We start from the raw sequence: 22,339 nt of genomic DNA on the forward strand, positions 1-22,339 counted from the left end.
CCTTCGGATCGGCTTTTTTCGATCGCCGTTCTTGCGAACGGCGAAGCAGAACGAGGATCTCGTGTCAGCCATCCCCGTGGAGGAATTGTTGCATGGCGACTGACGGGAGTGCGCTCGCTTTCGATGCGAAGCGGATACCGGCGCCGTTTCAGCCATTTTTTCTTATCGCCGGGCTGGACGCGATCGTGGGCGCGGCGGTCTGGTTGCCCCCGGCGTTCGGAATACAGGCCATCGGCCCGACCGGGATTTCTCCCGGCGATTGGCATCGTGACGTGCTTCTGTTCGGGATGGTTCCAGCCATCCTGACTGGTTTTCTGTTGACGGCGCTGCCCCGATGGACAGGACGTCGTGCGGTGTCGCCGCTCACCACGCGTTTGCTGGTCGCTCTATGGCTGTGCAGCCGGGGGACTTTCCTGTTCCTGTCGCATTCGGCCGGGCTTGCCCTCTCGGCGCTGTTGGTCCTGACACTCCTCTTGATCGCGGCGGGACATGTGATCGCCAGCCGGGACCGCCGCAACCTGAAGATAGTGTTTCTGCTGATTATCTTTTGTGGCAGCAACGTGCTCACGGCAGCGTCCTGCCAGGTAGAATTTGCTCTGCGACTGGCCTTGGCTTCGATCATCGGCCTCCTCATGATCATCGGAGGACGGGTCGTGCCGGCTTTGACCATGGCGTACGTCGAAAGCGCCGGCGGACGGATCTTCATCGATCGCTCCGCTGTTTTGGAGTACGCGGCAGCGGTCGTGGCAGCATGCGCCCTTGGTTCGTGGGTTGTCGCGCCGCAGGCGCAATTCACCGGCCTTGCCTGCGCCCTTGCTGCCTGCAGTCAGGTGATGCGGGTCGCCCAGTGGAAGGGATGGCGGATGGTGGCGTCGTCGTCAGTTCTCGCTCTTCATATTGGGTATGGCTGGATCACCGTCGGTTTCGGGCTTCTGGCGATCGACATTTTCGCGCCTGCAAGGCTGGGGCAGGCGGCTGCCGTTCATGCCTGGACGATCGGCGCCATCGGCACGATGGCTCTCGCGATCATGGCGAGCATGATCCGCAAGCACAGCCGCCGCCCTTTCGCGACCTCGGTTCTTGCCACTAGCGCGTCCGTGGCGATGACAATTTCCTGCCTGTCGCGCCTCCTGGTCGAATTGTTGCCGGGCTACGGTGCTCTTTTGGCCGGCATTTCGGGCACACTGTGGGTTGTCGCCTTCGGCCTGTTTCTGGTGGCCTTCCGTCGAATGCTCATACCACGGGCGTGAGACGCCCGAGCTACCAGATCCGGAAGAGCAATCGGTCAGCAGCATCGTCTGGCGAGTAGGAAGAGGAGAGGGACAAGCACCCGGCGGTCTCGCTTTGGACCAGTCATCCCGATGACTGTGAATCGGCTTGGACTCCGCGCGCCAATTGAATGATAAACGATTGAATTACCCCTGACATGCGGGCGGCATATCAACCGTCCCAAAGCATCTTAGGCGCTTCGACCAGCTGGCTGACGGCCCAGAAGCCACATCGTGATGTTGTGGACAAATCCCACGAAGGCGAGGCACCAGGCCGCGCCAGCGACGAAGATGAAGTAGCGTGGGATTGATAGTAGGAAGCCCAGATCCAGCGCCTCGGCCATCTTGAAAGTGCAGACAGTGTACATCCCCAGCGGGAACACCGCGCCCCAATAGGAAGGATCGTAGCGTAACGGAAAGCGGCGGTAGATATGCCGCCAGACTCCGAGCAGCAGCAGCATTGGAATCCACCATGTTCCGGTCGCCCAGAAAAATACAGTGAAACCCTTGATGAAGGGCAGCAGCGACTGCAGAAAAGGCGCCCCTTTGGTGTTTTCGACAAGCGTGGCGCCTACCAGCACTGAAATCGCCATAGCTCCCATATTTATCCAGTAAGGCGGAGACAAGTCGCCCGGCGAAAATGCAAAAAACGTATAGCGATAAAAGATCAGTGATATCATCCAGATATAGAACATTCCGCCCCACAGCCACATTGACAGAGCCAGAAAGTTGAGTTCGATGCGATAGGGCTGCGCCCAATGAGCCGCAATCAACGCGCTAAGCAGGGCTACCGACTGCGTGGCGACGATCGCGAGCAGCCAAGCGCCGGTTAGAGCCTCCTCCAGAGGAGGTTTCTTCTGTTTAACGGTGAGCGCCACGAAGATCGCATAGGTCAGGCCCAACCAGAGCACCAGCCCGATCAACCAAAACGCGACGGCGACAGTCAGGCTATGGGCGATGATGAGACATTGGCTACCCAAAATGCAGGATGCGGCAACGAACGTAAAGAAGCCGGGGGCGCGGCGGTGGTCGATCAGATCGCTGAAGAAATCCGACGGAAACCACGCCAATCGCAGCAAGGTAAGCACGGTAATAATGAAATAGATCGCGATATTCAGGACAAATATGCCGACGCCAACAGCGGGCATGCCGAGAAGGCTGAGGCCGATCGACAAGACCCCCGTTGCCATCACCATGGCAAAATAAGCCGGAGACAGGTCTCTAACACCCGCCCGAAGCTCGATTGATAGGTTGGTCGCCCTACCCAGTACCATTCCTCCCAGCCGGCGCAAAAAAATCATCGGCAAGGCCCATATTCGGTCTTGGGCGATCCCCTCCGGCATCGCGGGCCGCTCGATACGATACGCGGCCGACATATCTCCAATCGCTAGCATCCAATCGCTGGCAATGGAGCAATCGCTTAACAACGTCCCAAACGTCCCCATAGCGTGATCCAAGCAACGATGCCGCGGACGCCAATTTGTGGAGGTGGCCCATCCTCAAGGTTCCCCTGACATCTCATATCTGGCGCTTCAGGCTTTCGGCTTGATTGAATTCTGGTGAGGTTTCTCGTCCGTTTTGATCAGCGCGCCGTGCTGTTTGCGTGACCTATGACGCGATTCGAACGAGGCGTAGGCCAGCACAGCGAGGAAGGCAAAGACATCCAACACTAAGACAGTGACCGTCGAGCTTTCCGCTGGCACACCTGTTCTCCTTCCTCGACTGGTTGAGGTGACGGCAAGAGTGACGGCAAGAGTGACGGACAAGCTTTGACCTGGATCAACCAGAATCAAGGATCTCCGCGACTTCGGTCGATCGGATCACGAAGTCATCGGTCTCAGGCCCGTCGGTAACGGGGTCAAACCCGCACTCGGCGGCTAGCCGGAGAGCGTCATGAATCACGACAATTTGGCCATCGACTCGAATGCCTGAGTTGCTCAGGCTGGACAACGCACGCGAAAAGGATTCTCGAGTTATACCAAGTTCGGAGGCGATCAGCATCTTCTCAAACGGCAGGACTACTTTGTTTGGAGTGCGCTGCCTCTGTGAGAGGGCCAAGAGGTAACATCCCACACGCTGGGTCGCGGTTCTCAACTTGAGGTTCTTGATTTGACGGACCATGCGCCGAAATTGCTGCGCGAGGCTTCCGATCACGGCATGTGCCAACAAAGGGTCTGCTTCCACGGCTGCACGAAACGCCGCAGCATGAATCAACAGAAAGCGTGACGGCTCAGGTACCCGGGCCTGCATGAGGTAGGGCGCTCCGGTCAGCACAGCAGCAGGGATGATCAGATCCGGGGCCCGGACGGCCTCGATCAGCACTTCACGACCTTTGGCCGATCGTCCAAACAATTGCGCTGACCCCGCCAGCACGATGAGTTGGAAGTTCGGCACGTCACCTTGCTCGAACAAGACTGTGCCGGACGCCACACCGTGGACCATGGCATTTCGCAGTAGGTCAGTTCGCCTGGACGCGGATAGCGATCGAAACAGCGGCAACCCCTCCGGGTCCAGTTCCTTATCTGTCATTCCGTGCAACAGATTGTCTCCTCGACCAAGCCTCTCCCAACCACTGCTGCATCGTTTGCGACAAAAGTCACAGCAGTCTTTGACTTAGATCAATGTTGCAGGGCGCCAGCTTGGCCATGTTGGCTTTGGGCGGACGCGATTCCGTTCCTATGGACCAACTGTCAAAGGGGCCGTCGACGATGCAAACGACCGTGTATCCGAAGTCCAGTCAAATCCTGGGTGCGAGCACGGCAGCGTTCACGGTCTGCTTCGCCGTCTGGACCATCTTCTCCATCATCGGCATTCGCATGCGCCAGGAACTCGGCCTCAGCGAAACACAATTCGGCTTGCTTGTCGGCACGCCGATCCTGACGGGCTCTCTCATTAGGGTCGTGCTGGGTATCTGGACGGACCGCTATGGCGGTCGGATCGTCTTCACGGGGAACATGCTCGCCGCCGCCGTCGCGACCTTTCTGCTGTCCTATGCTCACACCTATCCGCAAATGCTCGTGGCCGCCCTCGGCGTTGGCATAGCCGGTGGCTCGTTTGCAGTCGGTGTTGCCTATGTGTCGCGCTGGTTCCCGCCGGAACGCCAAGGCACGGCCCTTGGCATCTTTGGCGCCGGCAATGTCGGTGCCGCAGTCACCAAATTCCTCGCTCCTTTCGTGCTCGTCGCCTTCGGATGGCAAACCGTGGCGCAAGTCTGGGCAGCCGGTTTGGTCGTCATGGCCGTCATCTTCTGGCTTACGACGCAGGACGACCCCATTATCGTCGAGCGGCGGCGGTCTGGCATCAAGCCGAAAAGTGCATGGCTCGAACTCGAGCCCTTGAAGAACGTGCAGATCTGGCGCTTCGCGCTCTATTATTTCTTTGTCTTCGGCGCCTTCGTCGCGCTCGCGCTCTGGCTGCCGCAATATCTCATCAACGTCTACGGCCTGGACATCAAGACGGCCGGGATGATCGCGGCATTCTTCTCGGTTCCGGCGAGCCTGTTTCGCGCCTATGGCGGACACCTGTCGGACACCTTTGGCGCACGGCGCGTGCTCTACTGGACGTTCCTGGTCTCGGTCGCTGCGACCTTCATCCTGTCCTATCCACCGACCGACTACATGGTCCATGGCCTCAAGGGCGTAACCTCCTTCCATCTCGAGATGAGCCTCGTCGGCTTCGTCATCACGATCTTCGTGCTCGGCTTCTTCATGGCCCTCGGCAAGGCAGCCGTCTACAAGCACATCCCGGTCTACTATCCCGACCATGTCGGTTCGGTCGGCGGTCTCGTCGGCATGATCGGTGGCCTGGGCGGTTTTCTGCTGCCGATCCTGTTCGGCCTGCTGCTTGACCTCACCGGCCTATGGACGAGCTGCTTCATGGCGCTTTTTGTCCTGGTCACTGGTGCGCTCCTGTGGATGCACGTCGCCATCCGCCAGATGGAGCGCGGCGTCGCGGGCGAGGCGCTCGCCAAGCTCCCGCCTTTCCCCGAAATGCAGGGCATGCCCAAGCCGGCGATCGGGCCACAGAAAGGCGGCGCTCTCACCGACTGGCGCCCGGAGGACCCCATTTTTTGGGAGGAGAAAGGGCGCCAGATCGCGCGGCGCAACCTGTGGCTTTCGATCCCGGCGCTTCTCCTTTCTTTTGCCATCTGGCAGGTATGGTCCGTCGTCGTCGCCAAGCTGCCGCTCGTGGGTTTCACCTTCACCACCGACCAGCTCTTCTGGCTCGCGGCTCTGCCCGGAATCTCGGGCGCGACGCTGCGCATCTTCTATTCCTTCATGGTGCCGATTTTCGGCGGCAGGCTCTGGACGACGCTCACGACCTGGTCGCTCCTCATCCCGGCGGTCGGGATCGGCTATGCAGTGCAGAATCCTGACACCCCCTATGTCGTGCTGTTGATGCTGGCGTTGCTTTGCGGCCTTGGCGGCGGCAATTTCGCCTCGTCTATGGCCAATATTTCCTTCTTCTTCCCGAAGGCGGAAAAGGGCAATGCGCTTGCGCTTAACGCCGGCCTTGGCAATCTCGGCGTCAGCGTCGTCCAGTTCGTCGTGCCGCTCGCAATCACCGCCGGGATATTCGGCTGGTTCGGTGGCGATCCGGCCATGGTCAAGGGACCGACGGGCGAGGCGCCCTTGTGGCTGCAGAATGCCGGGTTCGTATTCGTGCCGTTTATTGCGATCTCGGCTTTTGCGACCTGGTTCGGCATGAACGACATCGCTTCGGCCAAGGCATCCTTCACCGAGCAGGCCGTGATCTTCCAGCGCCGGCACAACTGGATCATGTGCTGGCTCTACACTGGAACTTTTGGGTCTTTCATTGGCTATTCGGCCGGATTCCCGCTGCTCACGAAAATGTTGTTCCCGGACGTCAACGCACTTCAGTTCGCCTTTCTCGGCCCGCTTGTCGGCGCCCTGTCGCGCTCAGGCACCGGGTGGCTGGCGGACAAATATGGCGGCGCGCGCGTCACCTTCTGGGTCTTCGTCCTAATGATCGCGGGTGCAGCAGGGGTTTTGTGGTTCATCGGCATCAAGGATCAACCTGGTGCGTTCCTTGGCTTCTTCGCCGCGTTCCTGCTGCTGTTCTTCGCCACCGGTGTCGGCAATGCCTCCACCTTCCAGATGATCCCGGTGATCATGGCCAAGGAGATGGGCCGCTTGATGCCCACGGCAGATGCAGAGACGCGCCGACGGCAGGCGGAGAAGGAGTCCGCCGCCATCACCGGCTTCACCTCGGCTATTGCTGCCTTCGGCGCCTTCTTCATCCCGAAGAGCTACGGCAGTTCGATCGCCTTGACGGGCGGGCCGAGCGCCGCGCTCTGGGGGTTCTTGATATTCTACGTCAGCTGCCTCGTCATCACTTGGGCCGTCTACACCCGCAAGGGCGGCCTGCTTCACGATATCGAGCGCGCCAAGCGTGGTGCGTCCGTCCATCCGGCCGTAGCCGAATAATCAGAGGCAAGAGCAATGTCGCATTTTCTCGACCGGCTAACCTTCTTTCGCAAGACCGTCGACAGTTTCTCCGACGGCCACGGAATCGTCACCAATGAGGATCGCTCTTGGGAGGACGGCTACCGCAAGCGCTGGCAGCATGACAAGATCGTGCGCTCCACCCATGGCGTGAATTGTACCGGCTCGTGCTCGTGGAAGATTTATGTCAAAGGCGGCATCGTCACCTGGGAGACGCAGCAGACCGACTATCCACGCACGCGGCCCGATCTTCCCAACCATGAACCGCGCGGCTGCGCGCGCGGCGCGTCCTATAGCTGGTATCTCTACTCCGGCGCGCGGGTAAAATACCCGATGATCCGCGGGCGGCTGCTGAACCTGTGGCGGGCCGCTCGCACCACGATGCCGCCCGTTGCCGCATGGGCCTCCATAGTCAAGGATGGTGACAAGCGGAAATCCTACATCTCGATCCGCGGCCACGGTGGCTTCGTGCGCGCGACCTGGGACGAGGTGAACGAGCTCATCGCGGCGGCCAATGCCTATACAGTGAAGGCTCATGGTCCCGACCGTGTCATCGGCTTCTCGCCGATCCCGGCCATGTCGATGGTGTCGTACGCAGCGGGCTCGCGCTACCTGTCGCTGATGGGTGGCGTTTGCATGTCGTTTTACGACTGGTATTGCGACCTGCCGCCAGCGAGCCCCCAGACCTGGGGCGAGCAGACCGACGTTCCCGAAAGCGCAGACTGGTACAATGCAGGCTTCATCATCGTCTGGGGCTCCAACGTGCCGCAGACACGGACGCCCGATGCGCACTTCTATACCGAAGTTCGTTACAAGGGCACGAAGAGTGCGGTCGTCAGCCCGGACTACGCCGAGGCGACCAAGTTTGCCGACATCTGGCTCAACCCGAAGCAGGGAACCGACGCTGCACTGGCACTGGCCATGGGCCATGTCATTCTTCGCGAATATTACCTCGATCGTACTGTCCCGTATTTCGATGACTACGCCCGCAAATACACCGACCTGCCGTTCCTGGTTCGCCTCACGGAGCGCGATGGCCGGTTCGTTCCCGAACGGCTCCTGCGAGCCTCGGAGATCGCTGGTGGCCTGGGTGAGAGCAACAATCCGGAATGGAAGACGGTCGCGATCGACGAGACTACGGACAAACTTGTCTCACCGCGCGGATCGATCGGCTATCGCTGGGGCGAGGGCGCCAAATGGAACCTCGAGGAGAAGGACGGCGAAGGTCGGAGCATTCGGCTCAGGCTGACGCTTGCTGGCAAGAAATCCAAGATCGTACCAGTCGATTTTCCGTATTTTGGCGGGCGCGCCACCGAGCATTTCGTATCAACCGATCACGGTGAAATTCTCACCCGCAACCTTCCGGTCCGGCGGATCAAGCTGAGCGACGGCTCCCAGGTGGCAGTTGCCACCGTGCACGACCTGATGATGGCCAATTATGGTCTCGACCGGGGCTTTGGCGGCTCCCACGCCGCCAAGAGTTATGACGAGGACGTGCCGTTCACGCCCGCCTGGGCGGAGCGCATTACCGGGGTAAAGCGCGATGCGATCATCACGGTTGCCCGTGAATTTGCCACCAACGCGGAGAAAACCAACGGCCGCTCGATGGTGATCCTCGGCGCTGGTGTGAACCACTGGTACCACATGGACATGACCTACCGGGGGATCATCAATCTCCTGGTTTTCTGCGGCGCCATCGGTCAATCGGGCGGCGGTTGGTCGCATTACGTCGGGCAGGAGAAGCTGAGGCCGCAGACAGGCTGGACACCGCTTGCGTTCGGGCTCGATTGGAGCCGGCCACCCCGGCACATGAACTCGACGTCCTTCTTCTATGCGCAGACCGACCAGTGGCGCTACGAGACCCTGACGGCTGCCGAAATACTGTCGCCGACCGCGCCCGAGGGCGATTGGAACAAGAGTTTCATCGACTACAATGTGCGCGCTGAACGTATGGGTTGGTTGCCCTCGGCGCCTCAGCTGAAGCAGAATCCGCTGACGATCGCCGCCAAGGCCAAGGCCGCCGGCCTCGAGCCGAAGGACTATGTCGTCAACGCGCTGAAATCCGGTGAACTGGAACTCTCCTGTCATGATCCCGACGATCCCGACAACTGGCCGCGCAACATGTTCGTCTGGCGCTCAAATCTTCTCGGCTCATCAGGCAAGGGTCACGAATACTTCCTCAAGCATTTGCTCGGCACTACCCACGGCGTGATGGGCAAGGACCTCGGCCCGGAAGGGGCGGTCCGCAACACCGAAGTCGTCTGGCACGAGACGGCGCCGCAGGGGAAGCTCGACCTCCTGGTCACGCTCGACTTCCGCATGTCGACCACCTGCGTCTACTCCGACATCGTGCTGCCGACGGCCACCTGGTACGAGAAAAACGACCTCAACACGTCCGACATGCATCCCTTCATCCACCCGCTGTCGGCGGCAGTGGATCCTGCCTGGGAGTCGCGCTCCGACTGGGAGATTTACAAGGGCCTCGCCAAGGCCTTCTCGGAAGTATCTCCCGAGGTGCTGGGCGTCGAGCAGGATGTGGTTCTCACTCCGATCCAGCATGACAGCCCGGCCGAGATGGCCCAGGGCCTCGACGTGAAGGACTGGAAGCTCGGCCAAGTCGAGCCAATCCCGGGCAAGACCATGCCGTCGGTGACGCTGGTCAGCCGCGACTACCCCAACCTCTACGCCCAGTTCACGGCGCTGGGGCCGTTGATGACGAAAGTCGGCAACGGGGGCAAAGGCATTGCCTGGGACACCAAGCACGAAGTCGAGGCGCTCGGAGCATTGAACGGGGTGCACCTTGACGGTGCGGCCAAGGGCTTGCCGAAGATCGAGACCGACATAGACGCTTGCGAGGTCATCCTCATGCTGGCGCCGGAGACGAATGGCGAGGTCGCGATCAAGGCTTGGGAAGCCTTGTCGGAGATCACCGGCCGTGAGCACGCCCACCTTGCCTTGCCGAAGGAAGACGAGAAGATACGCTTTCGCGATATCCAGGCGCAGCCGCGCAAGATCATCTCTTCGCCAACATGGTCCGGCATCGAAAGCGAGAAGGTCTGCTACAACGCCGGCTATACCAACGTCCATGAATTGATCCCGTGGCGGACATTGACCGGCCGCCAGCAGCTCTACCAGGATCACCTCTGGATGCGGGCCTTCGGCGAGGGGCTAGTCACCTGGAAGCCGCCAGTCGATTTGAAGACGATCCCCGGTATCAAGGATGCCCGTCCCAACGGGCACAAGGAAATCGTCCTCAACTTCATCACGCCGCACCAGAAATGGGGCATCCATTCCACCTATACGGACAATCTGCTGATGCTGACGCTCAACCGCGGTGGCCCGGTGGTGTGGATATCCGAGACCGACGCCAAGACGGCCGGCCTGGTCGACAATGACTGGGTCGAGGTCTTCAACATCAACGGCGCTCTCACCGCGCGTGCCGTCGTCTCCCAGCGCATCAAGCCGGGCATGATGATGATGTATCACGCCCAGGAAAAGATCGTGAATACGCCGGGATCGGAGATGACCGGGAACCGGGGCGGCATCCACAACTCGGTCACCAGAACAGTGCTGAAGCCCACCCACATGATCGGCGGCTACGCCCAGCAATCCTACGGCTTCAACTATTATGGCACCGTGGGCTCCAACCGCGATGAATTCATCGTCGTCCGCAAGATGGCCACTGTCGATTGGCTCGAAGGGCCGCTCGCATCTGAGGCACCGAAGGAGGCTGCAGAATGAAAATCCGTGCTCAGATCGCGATGGTGCTGAACCTCGATAAATGCATCGGATGCCACACTTGCTCCGTCACCTGCAAGAACGTCTGGACCAACCGGGAAGGCGTCGAATACGCCTGGTTCAACAATGTCGAGACCAAGCCCGGCGTCGGCTATCCCAAGGAGTGGGAGAACCAGAAGAAATGGAACGGCGGTTGGCGGCGCAAGAAGAACGGCCGCATCGAGCCGAAGATGGGTGCCAAATGGCGAATCCTTGCCAACATCTTCGCCAACCCCGACCTGCCGGAGATCGACGACTATTACGAGCCGTTCACGTTCGATTACGAGCATCTGCACACGGCGAAAGAATCGAAGGCTTTCCCGACCGCCCGTCCGCGTTCGGCGATCACCGGCGAGCGCATGGAAAAGATCGAATGGGGCCCGAACTGGGAGGAGATTCTCGGCGGCGAGTTCGAGAAGCGTTCTAAGGACGTGAACTTCGAGGGTGTCCAGAAGGACATCTACGGCCAGTTCGAAAACACCTTCATGATGTACCTGCCGCGATTGTGCGAGCACTGCCTTAATCCGACCTGCGCGGCTGTATGCCCCTCGGGTGCCATCTACAAACGCGAAGAGGACGGCATCGTCCTGATCGACCAGGACAAATGCCGGGGATGGCGCATGTGCGTCTCCGGCTGCCCCTACAAGAAGATCTACTACAACTGGTCGTCGGGAAAATCGGAGAAGTGCATCTTCTGCTATCCCCGCATCGAGGCTGGGCAGCCGACGGTGTGTTCGGAAACCTGCGTCGGGCGCATCCGCTATCTCGGCGTGATCCTTTACGATGCGGATCGTATCGAGGCGGCCGCCAGCACTCCCGATGAGAAGGATCTCTATCAGGCGCAGCTCGACGTTTTCCTCAATCCGAACGACCCGGCCGTTATCGCCCAGGCCCGCGCTGACGGGATTCCCGACAATTGGCTGGAAGCGGCCAAACTGTCGCCCGTCTGGAAAATGGCGATGGAATGGAAAATCGCCTTCCCGCTCCATCCGGAATACCGTACCCTGCCGATGGTCTGGTACGTGCCGCCACTGTCACCCATCCAGTCAGCGGCCGCCGCGGGCAAGATGGGCGTCGACGGCGACATGCCCGATGTGCGCAGCCTGCGCATCCCGCTCCAGTATCTCGCCAATCTACTGACGGCGGGCAAGGAGGAGCCTGTTGCTCTCGCGCTCGAGCGCATGCTCGCGATGCGCAGCTACATGCGGGCCAAGACGATCGACGGCCGCCTCGACGAGTCGATCGCGGCGCGGGTCGGCCTGACCGGAACGGCTATCGACGAAATGTACAAGGTGATGGCGATCGCGAATTACGAGGATCGTTTCGTCATCCCGACGGCGCACCGCGAATGGAGTGAGGACGCGCAGGACATGCGCGGCTCCTGTGGCTTCTCCTTCGGAAACGGCTGCTCGGGCGGTTCTACAGAGACGAACCTCTTTGGCACCAAGCAGACCAAGCGACCAACGAACCCGATGGAGATCGCGTGATGACCGCGCCGGTTTCGAACAGGACCTTCAGGGCGCTCTCGGCGCTCCTTGCCTATCCGTCGGAGGACCTTTCCCCGGCGATCCCCGAAATTATCTCGGCGATCGAGGCAGAGGGGCTGATATCGGACGAAGCAAGGGAGCAACTGCGCCCTCTGCTTACCGATCTGGCTACTCTGGATTTGTACGATCTCCAGGAGCGCTATGTGGAGTTGTTCGACAAGACGCGCCGTCACTCACTGCATCTCTTCGAACATATCCACGGCGAGAGCCGCGATCGCGGCCAGGCAATGGTCGATCTGGTCGAACATTATCGGCGCGGGGGGCTTCTCATCGCAGCGAATGAATTGCCCGATTTCATCCCGCTTTTCCTGGAGTTTCTGTCCGCTCGCCCGCTCGATGAGGCGCGCGGCCTGCTCAAGGAGACCGCTCATATCTTCTCGCTGCTCGAGGAAAGGCTGGCCAAGCGAAACGGAGGCTATGCCGCTGTGTTCGCGGCCGCGCTCTCGATCGTCAACGAAACGGCTGTTGTTGCCGACACGGTCGAGATCAATGACGAGCCCGACGACCTGGCGTCCATCGATGCCGCCTGGGAAGAAACAGCCGTCACTTTCGGTCCAGGAAATGCGACCGACGGCTGTTCCGTCGATCGGCTGAGAATCCAGATGCGCGCCGCGAACCGCGACGCGCGGCATAACGTGACCTGACCGGGAGGCAAGCGATGTCCACCGCAATCAACGACGCGCTTTTTGGCTGGTATCCCTATTTCTGCCTGACTGTTTTCCTGCTTGGGAGCCTGATCCGATTCGACCGCGAGCAATATACTTGGAAGACGGGTTCCTCCCAGCTTCTGCGGCGGCGACAGCTCCGCTGGGGTTCCAATCTTTTTCATGTGGGCATCCTGGCGATTTTTGGGGGACATTTCGTCGGTCTGCTGACGCCGATCTGGGTATTCGATGCGCTCGGCATCTCTCATAGCTTCAAGCAGGGGCTCGCTATCACAGTCGGCGGCATAGCCGGCATTGCCTGCTTCATCGGCATCACGCTCCTCGCCCATCGTCGGCTGTTCGATCCCCGCATCCGCAACACGTCCAGTTTTGGCGACATCGCGGTTCTTTTGCTGCTGTGGCTGCAACTCACTCTTGGCCTGTCCACCATCTTCGTCTCGCTCGGTCACATGGATGGCCATGAGATGGTAAAATTCATGAACTGGGCGCAGGGCATTCTCACCCTACAACCAGCGGCCGCAGCCTATGTCGCCGACGTCAACCCGATCTTCAAGGCGCACCTCCTGCTCGGTATGACCATTTTCCTGGTCTTCCCGTTTACACGGCTGGTTCACATATGGAGTGCTCCGATCTGGTATCTCGGGCGCCCCGGCTACCAGGTGGTGCGCACGCGCTTTGCGGGGCGGCGGGTGCCCACACCCCTACCATCAGCTCGGGCTCCTGCGTCCGTGCGGCCTGTTGCTGTTCGTCCTAACCGCCAACCCGCGGAGTAAGTCATGACCGCTCTCATCGTCGATCACGCCGCCAGCCGCGCACCGTCCTGCGAACATCCGCACGAGCACGGGCCCGCGACACCTGACACGACTCCGTCGCGCGAGCGCGTGGCGATGCCGCCAGTAACAGTCAATGGTGTGACGATTTCGCGTAAGGCGATTGCCGCCGAGGTGCAGAACTTTCCCGCGCGCAACCCCGGCGAGGGCTGGAAGGCGGCGACCCGAGCGCTGGTCATTCGCGAATTGCTGCTGCAGGAAGCGCGGCGGCTCGATGTCGGCGTCGAGCAGAAGACCGATGAGGACGGGCGCCAGGAAACGGCGGAGGACGCCCAGGTGCGCAGCCTCATCGAACGCGAAGTTCGTGTTCCGGAAGCGGACGAAGAAACGCTGCGCCGCTTCTATGAGAACAACCTTCACCGCTTCGTGACGCCATCGCTCTGCGAGGCCGATCACATTCTCATCGGCGCCCGCCGCGATGAAAGCGAAGCCTTCGCCGCGGCGCGAGAAAAGGCGCTATCGCTCAGAGCGGCGCTGGCAATTGCACCGGAGCGTTTCACGGCCCTGGCGCAGGACTGCTCGGATTGCCCATCGGGGGCCATCGGTGGCAGCCTCGGTCAGATCGGCCCGGGCGACACGACGCCGGAATTCGAAGCCGCTCTGATTAATCTCGCCCCCGGCGACATGTCGCCTCCGGTGGAGACACGTTACGGCTTCCACCTCATCCGCCTGACGCGGCGGATCGACGGCCGCCAGCTCCCGTTCGAGGCTGTGCGGAAGCGGATCGCCGCCTACTTGACCGAGCACGTCAATCGGCAAGCCACGGCGCAATACGTGTCCCTGCTTGTCGGCCAGGCGGATATTTGTGGGATTGATCTCGACGGCTCATCCTCGCCGTTGGTGCAGTGAGGACGATGCGATGCTGGGAAACCTGATTGCCTCGCTGGACGACCCGAATGTCGCCATGGGTCTCGTTGCAGCATTCGACGAGCCCGCCTTGCTTGCCCGTTTGGCTGCGGCGGCGGATGCGTCCGGTCGCTTGCCAGCCGAGATCGTCGGCTCGGCCGTTCGCAATTTCGTGGACACCGCCTCCGACGATCATTGGACCCAGCTCATTGGTCTCATGAATCGATCGGAAGATCCTGGCCTGGCGGCCATGCGTGCAATTCTCGAAAAGTCCCTGCCGGGAATGAAGGCGGCCTGACGATGCGTGCAGTACGCCATAGCTGCTTCCACTCAGATGCGCAGATGGTGTCGTTTGAAACTGCACGAACAGCTGCCATCGCACTTGCTCAACCGCTCAACAGGCAGGAAGACGTGCCATCGGCACGTGCAGCAGGGCGTATCCTGGCCGCGACGATCGAAGCTCCGTGTGCCCTTCCGCCATTCGCCCAGGCGGCAATGGATGGATATGCCATCCGCCTTTCGGGCAAGAACGGTGTGCCTTTGGTCTTGCCGATTTCCGGATGCACCTGCGCTGGCGACAAACAGGAGGTGTTGGCACCGGGGACAGCCCATCGCGTCATGACTGGCGCCGCATTGCCATGCGGCGCGGATACCGTCGTTATGCAGGAGCATGCGACCCGCAGGGGTGATCTCCTGCAGTTCGGGCTCGACGTCGAAGCCGGCACCCACATTCGACGGGTTGGCGAGGATGTAAAACAGGGCACGACTATCCTTCGGCCGGGCCGCGTGATCGGCTGGACCGAAGTTGCGCTTCTAAGCGCGCTTGGCATTGCGACGGTTTCGGTTGCATGCCCCCTACGGATTGTGGTCCTCGTGACGGGTTCAGAGCTCCGCCATGCAGGCGAGCCACTTCCCTTCGGCGCCATTTACGACTCCAATGGCCCCATGCTTGCCGCGATGCTGGAAGCACCCAACGCACATATCTCGACGCTGACCGTTCGTGACGACCTGATCGCCATTACGCATGCGCTCGAAAGCATCGCGGAGTCCGCCGACCTTGTGATCGTCACCGCCGGTATGTCGGTGGGGGAAAAAGATCATGTGCGCGAAGCCGTCATGCGTGCGGGGGGCCAACTCGACATCGTCAAGGTGGCGATGAAGCCCGGCAAGCCGCTGGCGTTCGGCACGCTTGGACGCGCGTGTTTCGTCGGCCTGCCCGGCAACCCGCAAGCCGCGGCTTTTGGCGCGCTCGCCTTCGTGCGCCCGATGATGAAAGCCCTCCTTGGTCAAGCTCCAGCGAGCCGCGTCACGGCCGAGATGAGCTTTACGCACAGCCGCAAGCCGGATCGCACGGAACTGCTGCCGGTCCGCTTGAACGTCAAGCAGGGGCGATTGACCGCACATCGCAGCGGGCCGGACGGCTCGCACAGAATGATGCCCATGGTGTTCGCCGACGCCGTTGCCGTCGTGCCTGGGGCGTCGATGCGTGTCGACGTTGGCACACGCCTCGAGGTGCTTCCGTTCGACCAGCCGCGGTTCGAGGTTAACTGACGCAGATTCTAACGGGAAGGGAACTCTCGCATGCAGACCGGCCGCCCTGGTTATCCAATCACCGCGATCGTTTATTCAGACGGTCCCAGGTTCGAGGCTTTTTTGCAGGAATTCACCGCCGCCATGGCCGAGCAAGGCATGCAATTGGCCGGCCTCATACAGCGTAGCGAGCGGAGACCGGGTCGTGTAAAATGCGACATGTTTCTGCGGGATCTCGCCACAGGCGTGCTTCACGCGATATCGGACGATCGAGGTCCTCACGCAAGAGGCTGCGTATTGAATACCGACCGGCTGCTCCGCGCCTGCACGGCTGCCGAAGTGCAGTTGTCAACTCAAGCCGATCTTCTGGTCCTCTGTAAATTCGGAAAGACCGAGGTTGAAGGCGGCGGGTTCAGGAGCCTGATCGCCAAGGCGCTCGAACTTTCCGTTCCCGTCCTGGTCGGCGTTCCCCTCATTAATCTCACACCATTTCGAGAATTCTCAGCCGATCTCGCACGAGAAATCGACCTGTCGCAGGTCGTATCCGATCCGTTCACGGCAGCGGAACGCCTGCTGTCGTATTGGTCGCCGCTGAGCGAAACCCGGACCGAGGTTGCATGAATTCCGCGAAGGTTACAATTTGTCCTCGGTATGACAGAGCGCCAATTCAACAGGGATGCAATCCCTCGTGTGCTTGGCCGCTTAGGTAGTCAAGAATCGCATGGTTGTCGGGATTCATGCGAATGGCTGCCGTGATGTCCGGCTTGGTCTTGTCGCAATCCCTCGGCAGGTTGCCGAGCGGCCGCCGGACATTCAATCTATCGCGAATTTCGTGGAGAACCTTCGGAGAGCGAAATTCGACGAGATGGTGCCGGAAACCTTGCTACGGCGGCTGTGGGCGAGAGCGCATTCAAGGATCGGAGAAGATTCTCGGTATCATAGCAGGAGAAGTGCTCGCGTCCAAGCTTTGAAGCTCACCCGATTGCAAGCGTGCAAAGAAGGGGCCAGCGCAATCCCCAGCCGATAACTCAAATGTGCGGGCTCGCATCTCTGCTAGCGGGCCTCAACGGACTAGACGGTGCAGCTCACCCGTGGCGGCTGTCGCAGTGCCGATCAGGAGCGGGCGGATCTCGCGCCGTCTTGCTGTTGGATGCATGTTCTCACCTCTGGGGGCAAGGGCTGATGATGGCTGCGGAAATCTGACTGTCCCTGATGCGCTTCTTTGTCGGAGCATCAAGGACTATGCTGTCATCGAAATTCTGGCGATGGCGCCGAGTCCTCGCCTGTCGGTGTTGCTTGCCCGCGTAGCGCACAACTGAGCAAGACCTTGCCATCGAGGTCCACCAATAGTCACCCAATAGGCTATCGCAGTCCGCGCAGCATGATGTGGGGCGAAGGTTTGATCTCTGTCAAATATCTTCTGCCCACTCTGGGTTAGCAGAACCCTGCATTTTAGAATTGTAGCCTGTGCCCGTGGCTTGCGCTGCAGGGAAGTTTTCAGGGGAGTGCCATGAACTCGGCGCCAGACAAGCCGCAACCGGATTGGGATCCCCGATCCGACCAAGTCCTTTCCAACCAGATTAAAGCCTATGACGCCATGCGTCACGGCTGCCCGGTGGCGTATAGCGACTATCTCGGCTGGTCGCTGTTCCGGCATGAGGACGTGGTGCAGGCGCTGGACGATCACGATACGTTCAGCAGCGTCGTGTCCAACCATCTGTCGGTGCCAAGCGGCATGGACCCGCCGCAGCACACGGCGTACCGGCCGCTAATCGAGCGCCATTTCGAGCCCGCGCGCGTGGAAGGTTTCGAACCGCTTTGCCGGACGATCTCAGCAAATCTCGTCTCTGGCCTGCAAAGGGGCGTGGAAATCGATCTGGTGACGCAGCTTGCCCAGCTATTCGCAGTGCATATCCAGTGCGCCTTTCTCGGCTGGCCTGGAAGTCTGCATGAGCCGTTGCTTCTGTGGGTCCGCAAGAACCATGAGGCCACCTTGGCCAGAGACACGAATGCAATGTCTGCCATAGCGCTCGAGTTCGACGGCTATATCAGCGAATTATTGGAGGCGCGGCGTGAGGCCGGTGCGGCCGCCCCAGATGATATCACGACGAGTCTGCTCCGGCAAAAGATCGAGAACAGGCCGCTGAACCACGAGGAGATCGTAAGCATCCTGCGTAATTGGACGGTCGGCGAACTGGGCACGATAACCGCCTGTGTAGGGATTCTGGGCCACTATGTTGCGGAAAACCTGCAGGTGCAGCAGCAGTTCCGAGAGAATCTGCGCTTGCTGCCCGCCGCCATCGACGAGATATTGCGGATACAGGCACCGCTCATTTCCAACCGACGGGTGACGACCAGGCCGGTGGAAATCGGCGGACGCAGGATTGCAGCCGGCGAGCGGATTACTCTCATGTGGGCGTCGGCCAACCGCGACGAAGCGGTCTTTGGCAACTCTGACGAATTCCGCCTCGATCGTGATGCTACGCAAAACCTCCTCTACGGCGGCGGCATCCATGTCTGTCCGGGCGCGCTTCTGGCCCGACTGGAACTACGCGTTGTCATGGAGGAATTGCTGAAATCGACCCAGCAGATCGCGCTGGTGCCCGGCCGGCAGCCCGCAATCGCGAGCTATCCGGCGAGCGGGTTTTCCATGCTACCCGTGCAAATATCGTAGTTCCAATTCGCCGAGCGTTGCAAACAGGTCCACCGCGAAACCCGAGACCGAAAGCCCTTTGATGGCGCATCGGCCGGTTTGGTATGATTCGTGCCTGCCGCTGACATCCCCTCCGCTGCCGGCCATTCGCTCTCCTTGCACGCCATTTGATTGTAAGGTGTGTCTCAAACGGCCAGATCCCAACAGCGCGGCTCACCTCACGACGGACGATCGCTCGTCCAGCCTCACTTCAAAGGCGAAGGATAGATCCGTCGGATTGTTCGGGTAGCTTGCGGTGCTCGCTCAGCCATTTCGAACAGACCGTCCGCCTGGCCAGCGAGTGCAGCGGCAATATCAGCAGCCGAGTAGAGGGAAGAAAAATGGCGGCACAAGGCGCCGTGCAAACGCCAGCAAACTATCTCGTTTTCTACCGCTATCCGAGAGGTGCGAAACGCGTTGGGCACCGACTCTCGCTGGCGCGGCGACGCGACACATCGAGCCGCAGGGTCTTCATGGATAGAGTACTATAGACAGATGGTCGCTCTAGAAGACGGAGATAGTCATGGAGTCTAGGCAACGACAGTGGTCGCAGGTTGAGAGGGTCTGGCGGCAATTCGAGCTTATGGACCTCGTCATGGCGCGGGTTGAAGTCGATCCGCTCGTCGCTGCCCGCAAATGCAGAGGAAAGGCGATGGCGAATGCGCGAAAAGCCTGCCTTGGATGCGCTTTCCATCGCGAATGCTGCGATTGGCTGGAGCGCGACAGTGATCTTGCCAGGTTCGCCGAGTTCTGCTCGAACGTCGGGTTCTTCAAGGAATGCATACTAGACGGGCAGTCGGCCTGACCGCAGTCTTTGCGGCATTGCGTAGCGCCGGTAATTGGATCACCGAGCACATCTCGAGATATCGGCAGAACGCGTTGGCAAGCTGAATCTGCCGCAGTGTTTTGCACCCGGCTTCGAACACGTCCGGTGACGCAACGAGGATCGACAGGCATTTGGCCCGTGACGTCACTACATTGAAGCGCGAGACGATTTCGATCTTCGGATGGTCAGCCAGCCACGTCTCGACGATCGCAATCTCACGATCTGGCAATAGTGTCACGATGCGCCGCCGCTCCAGGTCGCAGACGACGGTGCCGTAGCGATGGTCTAATCATGAGATTCAATGCCTCTGAGTCTCAATTTACCTGCAGCGGCTGAGAGTTTCTCGGAACAGACGTGCCGGCGCCGATTGCAGCAAAACGTGTAGAGTGGGCGCCAAGCGTTTGGCGCTTGAGTTCGGAGACTAACGTCGGACCTGTCTGATAGACGATTGAGATACCAGCGGCCAGCATCATGCGGAGTCCCATAGGCAAGATGGGTCTTGCAATCGTAGGTCTTGGAAGCGGCCTTGCGTCGCAGAGCTCTCGGATCATGCGTAGGCTGTTTCGGCGCTAACTGGCGGGCGCCAACTTTCCACCGCTTCGTCCGTGATGTGCTCTATACCGCTCTCGATTGACTCGGCTGCCATGCTCGTGATTGCGTGGAAAATATTTGCCGTGATGCCGCCGCTGATTTGCAGAATTCGGCGTAGAGATTTCGGCTTCAGCACCGTCGGTCGGCGAAGCGGCATATTCCGCAAAATGGACGAGACGTGCTTCGAACTGTCGTTGGCCGCCCACCTATTCAAGGTTAGCTCGCCGAACCGGCGGGCAAGGTCGGCACCCAAAGGCCGGCGCGAACAGCCGAGAGCCACATCTAGTCGTGGAAGACGCATCTTGCCGCGGACAGCACATCCTGCACAAGAGCGAGGGCCAACCATTTCCGGCTGTTCCCCGAGGGCGGCCCAGATCACCGATGCAGGCCGCTGAAAGCCGATTGCCATGGATCAGAGCGGCTAGCTAACGGCTGTGGTGGTCACCAGCTTTCAAAGCGACGCGGCATTTCTCAGAATGATTCAAATCAAGGCTGGGCTCGACACTCCCACGGATCATCCGAAAATGTGGAAGCCAATCCAAAGCGCTCCGTTTGAACGCGATCTCGAGTTGGCCGTCTTCGACCAGGACGGTGAGCACGCGCTTGTGTTTCCCTGCATCAGGGGACAGGATGGTTGGACGAATGCGGCGACCGGCGCACGCGTCGACGTCCACCCGACCCACTGGCGCGACTGGACATCGGTTAGGGAACCGGCAACCAATAATAGACCGCTCGATGATTCTCCTTAGCGGTTGGTTTCCACGATCAATGCACTGCGCACAGATCTGTCGAGATTGAGAGCAAATTGTTTTTGCCCTATTTCGATGAAACTCGAAATGGCGGCAACCGCTTGAGCCGTCGTTAGCCCTACGCGACTTCAGCTTTCCAGCATCCTCGTCAGAGGGCGCGGAAGGCCTCCAACCGGGTGGGTCAAGGAACGCCGGAGTCGTCGCCTCGACGCTCTCGGTTGATGTTTGGCCGGGTCGTCAGCGTCAGTAGATATTAGTCTAGAAATGGATGGGGGGTCGACTTGGCAACGTGCGGGGTCCAGTGTTCGTCAGGCGCGGCGGTTTCATGATGGAGGTACCTGTGACCGAAACGATGGGAAAACCTTTCGATCCGATCGCTGCGCTTGCATTCATCTTCGGCGTTATCGTCGTAGTCGCCAGCCTCGGCTCGCTACTTCTGACCCTTCTTGCGGTCGTCGGCGTGCCGCTGTAGCTGCGACCGCTCCATGACGTCTGAAACGACCGCAACTTGGGCGCTCTCCGCAACGTCAGCCAAGCGCTGCGGCTTTTGGCCTCGTTTGCAATGAGCCGAAGCGGGGTCCCGTGACGCTCGTTCCCTGTGGAAGTCTTTGATCGATCGTAAAGCGGTATGTGAGATGCCATTTGACGATAATTGCCGGATGCCTGCTCAACCTCTCCACAGAGTCCTGCCCGCTGCGGAGCAATCCTTGGTGCACTCGCAAGTAGAGCGGACATCCATCGGTCGGCTGGTCCGCTCCTTCTACGTGCGGGCTGAAGCTCGCCTCGGCCGGATCTTGGCCCGGCACATTGTCAGCGATTGGAGGCCCCATCTGGAGAAAATGCGTGACTGATGGTGCTCGGTCATCCTCAAGACCGGCGGCTATAATGGCCGGCCGGTGTCGGTTCCTCTTAAGCTGAAAGAGGTGTTGGTTGACGACTTCGAGATATGGCTCGGGCACGCGAGACGGCGCTCGAACCTTGCGAGCCCGAGATTGCGGCTGTGTTCATCGACCGCGCCGAACGCAACGCGCAGAGGCTGAAGCTCGCCATGTTCGTTCACCTGCCGCGAGGCGACGCCGCGCCGAGGCAACCGAAATGCGGATACGCTACAAACCGATTATGTGCTGAGAATGCTGATCTATCTTGCGATCCATGATCGACGGCCGAGCACCGTGAACGACGGTCGCAGAGAGCTACGGCACCTTCTCAAGATCGCGCTGAGGCTACGAAACATGGTACTTCTGTCCACAGCCCGCGGCCGCTCGGACGGCATCTGTCTGACGATAACACCGGACAAGATCAATCTCGGGGTAGTGGTACGCAATTTCGGTGATGACTTTCCGATCGTCGAGTGTATGAAAGGCGACGGGGCGGTTGTGTCCTATCGTCGATCTGTCGCCTGAAAGGTGTCATCCGCGACGCGCTCGGCGCATACCTATCGGTATTTGACAAGTTCACGCTGTCGGATCTGGTTGAGAACCGATCGCAGCTTGCGGTCGTGCTTGACGCATATAAGCTGGCCGGCGATCCTGCAGGTCAGGCGGCATGAACCG

Annotated in this window: 17 protein-coding genes; 14 read left to right on the forward strand and 3 right to left on the reverse strand. The window is 60.2% G+C overall.

Going from position 1 to position 22,339, the window contains the following annotated elements; translation table 11 throughout:
• Positions 1-92: 92 nt before the first annotated feature.
• Positions 93-1,250, forward strand: coding sequence for an NnrS family protein (locus FFS37_RS30650; RefSeq protein WP_137934697.1), 1,158 nt, complete (start codon positions 93-95; stop codon positions 1,248-1,250).
• 209 nt (positions 1,251-1,459) lie between these two features.
• Here the strand turns inward: FFS37_RS30650 and FFS37_RS30655 are convergent, their stop codons facing one another.
• The 3 genes from FFS37_RS30655 to FFS37_RS30665 form a co-directional block, all read right to left on the reverse strand.
• Positions 1,460-2,713 carry a tellurite resistance/C4-dicarboxylate transporter family protein gene (locus FFS37_RS30655; protein WP_232375828.1) on the reverse strand — a complete coding sequence of 418 codons (1,254 nt, stop codon included), beginning with the start codon at positions 2,711-2,713 and terminating at the stop codon, positions 1,460-1,462.
• An 87-nt stretch (positions 2,714-2,800) separates the two neighbouring features.
• Positions 2,801-3,061: a hypothetical protein gene (locus FFS37_RS30660; protein WP_137934698.1), complete on the reverse strand. Its 261-nt coding sequence runs from the start codon at positions 3,059-3,061 to the stop codon at positions 2,801-2,803.
• Positions 3,048-3,710 carry a helix-turn-helix domain-containing protein gene (locus tag FFS37_RS30665; protein ID WP_232375829.1) on the reverse strand — a complete coding sequence of 221 codons (663 nt, stop codon included), beginning with the start codon at positions 3,708-3,710 and terminating at the stop codon, positions 3,048-3,050. Before FFS37_RS30665 ends, FFS37_RS30660 begins: the two co-directional genes overlap by 14 nt.
• Before the next feature lie 266 nt (positions 3,711-3,976).
• Between FFS37_RS30665 and FFS37_RS30670 the strand changes: the two genes are divergently transcribed.
• The 13 genes from FFS37_RS30670 (at position 3,977) to FFS37_RS30740 (ending at position 22,189) form a co-directional block, all read left to right on the forward strand.
• Positions 3,977-6,715, forward strand: a complete 2,739-nt coding sequence (locus FFS37_RS30670) for a nitrate/nitrite transporter (protein WP_137934699.1) — start codon at positions 3,977-3,979, stop codon at positions 6,713-6,715.
• Between the two features lie 15 nt (positions 6,716-6,730).
• Complete coding sequence (locus FFS37_RS30675) at positions 6,731-10,474, forward strand: nitrate reductase subunit alpha (RefSeq protein WP_137934700.1); 3,744 nt, start codon at positions 6,731-6,733, stop codon at positions 10,472-10,474.
• The gene (gene narH, locus FFS37_RS30680) at positions 10,471-11,997 is read left to right on the forward strand and encodes a nitrate reductase subunit beta (RefSeq protein ID WP_137934701.1); all 1,527 of its coding nucleotides are present in this window, start codon (positions 10,471-10,473) and stop codon (positions 11,995-11,997) included. Before FFS37_RS30675 ends, narH begins: the two co-directional genes overlap by 4 nt.
• Positions 11,997-12,701, forward strand: a complete 705-nt coding sequence (narJ, locus tag FFS37_RS30685) for a nitrate reductase molybdenum cofactor assembly chaperone (RefSeq protein ID WP_137934702.1) — start codon at positions 11,997-11,999, stop codon at positions 12,699-12,701. Before narH ends, narJ begins: the two co-directional genes overlap by 1 nt.
• A gap of 14 nt (positions 12,702-12,715) precedes the next feature.
• On the forward strand, positions 12,716-13,495 hold the full coding sequence (gene narI / locus FFS37_RS30690) for a respiratory nitrate reductase subunit gamma (RefSeq protein WP_137934703.1): 780 nt from the start codon (positions 12,716-12,718) through the stop codon (positions 13,493-13,495).
• A gap of 3 nt (positions 13,496-13,498) precedes the next feature.
• Entirely contained in the window at positions 13,499-14,401 is a 903-nt protein-coding gene (locus FFS37_RS30695; RefSeq protein ID WP_137934704.1) for a peptidylprolyl isomerase, read from the forward strand.
• A 10-nt stretch (positions 14,402-14,411) separates the two neighbouring features.
• Positions 14,412-14,696: a hypothetical protein gene (locus tag FFS37_RS30700; RefSeq protein ID WP_137934705.1), complete on the forward strand. Its 285-nt coding sequence runs from the start codon at positions 14,412-14,414 to the stop codon at positions 14,694-14,696.
• Between the two features lie 2 nt (positions 14,697-14,698).
• Positions 14,699-15,949 (forward strand): molybdopterin molybdotransferase MoeA, encoded by a 1,251-nt coding sequence (locus FFS37_RS30705; RefSeq protein WP_137934706.1) that lies wholly within the window; start codon positions 14,699-14,701, stop codon positions 15,947-15,949.
• A 30-nt stretch (positions 15,950-15,979) separates the two neighbouring features.
• A complete protein-coding gene (locus FFS37_RS30710) occupies positions 15,980-16,549 on the forward strand; it encodes a DUF2478 domain-containing protein (RefSeq protein ID WP_137934707.1) in 570 nt (189 codons plus the stop codon).
• 889 nt (positions 16,550-17,438) lie between these two features.
• Complete coding sequence (locus FFS37_RS30715) at positions 17,439-18,602, forward strand: cytochrome P450 (RefSeq protein ID WP_137934708.1); 1,164 nt, start codon at positions 17,439-17,441, stop codon at positions 18,600-18,602.
• A gap of 541 nt (positions 18,603-19,143) precedes the next feature.
• A complete protein-coding gene (locus FFS37_RS35880; RefSeq protein ID WP_269750960.1) occupies positions 19,144-19,425 on the forward strand; it encodes a DUF6455 family protein in 282 nt (93 codons plus the stop codon).
• A gap of 1,701 nt (positions 19,426-21,126) precedes the next feature.
• Positions 21,127-21,258: a hypothetical protein gene (locus FFS37_RS36515; protein ID WP_269750961.1), complete on the forward strand. Its 132-nt coding sequence runs from the start codon at positions 21,127-21,129 to the stop codon at positions 21,256-21,258.
• Positions 21,259-21,916: 658 nt separating this feature from the next.
• Complete coding sequence (locus tag FFS37_RS30740; RefSeq protein WP_232375830.1) at positions 21,917-22,189, forward strand: Rrf2 family transcriptional regulator; 273 nt, start codon at positions 21,917-21,919, stop codon at positions 22,187-22,189.
• Positions 22,190-22,339: the final 150 nt, after the last annotated feature.

This window comes from Mesorhizobium comanense (genome assembly GCF_005503535.1).
Lineage (GTDB): Bacteria > Pseudomonadota > Alphaproteobacteria > Rhizobiales > Rhizobiaceae > Mesorhizobium > Mesorhizobium comanense.